The organism is Micromonospora fiedleri, assembly GCF_016774385.1.
GTDB lineage: Bacteria > Actinomycetota > Actinomycetes > Mycobacteriales > Micromonosporaceae > Micromonospora > Micromonospora gifhornensis.
Genome location: NZ_JAETXL010000068.1, coordinates 1 through 461 on the forward strand (window position 1 = coordinate 1; position 461 = coordinate 461).

1 rRNA gene is annotated in these 461 nt (G+C 64.6%); it reads right to left on the bottom strand.

Annotated features, from left to right (window positions below):
- Positions 1-335: 335 nt before the first annotated feature.
- A 5S ribosomal RNA gene (rrf, locus tag JMF97_RS30665) occupies positions 336-452 on the bottom strand.
- Positions 453-461: the final 9 nt, after the last annotated feature.

Consider the following 461-nt stretch of genomic DNA (forward strand, 5'->3'; position numbering starts at 1 on the left):
CTCGCCCGCATGACCCTCGCGCCGACCCACCGCCCCTAACGGCGTGCCGTGGGCCATGTCAGGACACCACACAATGCCACCAGCCGGCGAGCCGGGCATGTCTGCCTGAACCCCTTTGCTCTGCTTCAACCCACGCAACAACCAGCAGCCAAAACCAGTGCGTGGATTGAAGCAGAGCACGCCCAGCGCCCAGCGCGCGTGACGACGCCCCGGGGTGGCGTGCCTGCGAATCCCGGCAGAGCCCGCCCCCACCCCCACCTCAAAGCACGAAGTGTCCTGGGTGGATATACGTTTGAGGGCCACCCCAGTCAGGGGTGGCCCTCAAAACGAAGAATGTCCGGCGGTGTCCTACTCTCCCACACCCTCCCGAGTGCAGTACCATCGGCGCTGGAAGGCTTAGCTTCCGGGTTCGGAATGTAACCGGGCGTTTCCCTTCCGCCATAACCGCCGTAACCCTATCA